General features: G+C 56.4%; 1 protein-coding gene. It reads left to right on the top strand.

The genetic code is table 11. From position 1 onward, the window contains the following. Window positions 1-176: 176 nt before the first annotated feature. A partial coding sequence (locus B4F73_RS07970) for a CHASE2 domain-containing protein (protein WP_290482954.1) occupies window positions 177-1372 on the top strand: 1196 nt, incomplete at its 3' end.

The following is a 1372-nucleotide window of genomic DNA, read 5'->3' as shown; positions in this document are numbered from 1 at the left end:
AACGGCAATGGTAACGGAAACGGAGATGGGTCGGACGATTTCGACGGTGACGATGGCGATGATGGTGACGACGATCGGGACGACGACTAATCACTGTGTCCAAAAGTCCGAAACTCTCCGCTGTCTATGATCTTTTTTGGCGAATGCGCGGGTGCCTGATTGGCTGCCTGAGCCTGGTGGTATTCTCTTTTTCCGGCGCATCAGTATCCCTCGACAACAATCTCGCGTCTGCACGGATGAATGCGCTGTCGCTCGCGCCAAGCGGCACGGTCACGATCGTCACGATCGACGCTGAAAGCATCAGCAAGGCTGGCGAATGGCCATGGCCGCGCGAGCGTTTCGCACAGGCACTGGACAATCTGAACGCCGCCGGTGCTGGCATGATCGCCCTCGACGTGGATTTCAGCGCCCGGTCGTCACCGGAGGGCGATGCGGCACTGGTTCAGGCTGTCCAGGACAATGCGGGCTGGATCGCCCTGCCGGCTTTCCTCCAGCGGGATTACAGGCAGTCAAATACTCCGTTTGGTGAACTGGCAGAGAACGCCGTCATCGCAAGTGTGAATGTGGAGCTTTCCCGCGACGGGCGCCTGCGCAAGTATCGTCGCGGTTTTGTCCATGAAGGAAAGTACATTCCCACATTGGGAGGCCTTCTTGCCGGAGCGGAGCCCAGCGATACACGCGCATTCATGATCGACTATGGTATTGATGCAGACCAGATAGATACGATCAGCTTTGACGATGTCCTACACAATCGGTTTGATCCCAAATTGATCGCTGGCCGCAGCGTCGTCATCGGTGCCACGGCACTCGAACTGGGAGACCTGCTTTCTACTCCGCATTCCCCTGCCATGCCGGGCGTCTATGTGCATGCGCTGGGCTATGAGAGCCTTGTTCAAAACCGAGCCCTGACCAGCCCGTCCAAACTTCCAATGCTCATCCTCGGAATGGCGCTGCTCATGATAACCAGTGTGGTGGCAAGACATACGCCGCTGCGACAGCTGTTCGGCATCCATGTTCTTGTGATGTCTTCCGTTCTTGTCATTCCGTTCATCATACAGAATTTCTTTCCAATCAGCATCAACACATCCAGTTTGATCTTCGCATTGGGATGGAGTTCCGCTGCGGGCATCTGGAATGCCTTCTCCAGGCACAAGCGCGCACTTCTCGAGCAGGAATCAAACTATCTGACCTATATGGCCGAACATGATTCCGAGACAGGCATGCCCAATCGTCGCTCCATGCTGGCCGCCCTGACGGACCTGCACAGAACAGACCCCGAGGCGAGCATACTCGTTGTCACATTCGGCATCAGGAGGTTCGGCGAACTACGCGGCGCGATTGGTTACACCAACGCAAAAACCCTGATCCGGTC

Source organism: Hyphomonas sp. UBA3601, assembly GCF_002375605.1.
In the GTDB taxonomy this organism is placed as follows: domain Bacteria; phylum Pseudomonadota; class Alphaproteobacteria; order Caulobacterales; family Hyphomonadaceae; genus Hyphomonas.
The sequence above is the reverse complement of the archived record's forward strand: the minus strand, read 5'-3'. Positions and strand labels throughout refer to the sequence as shown.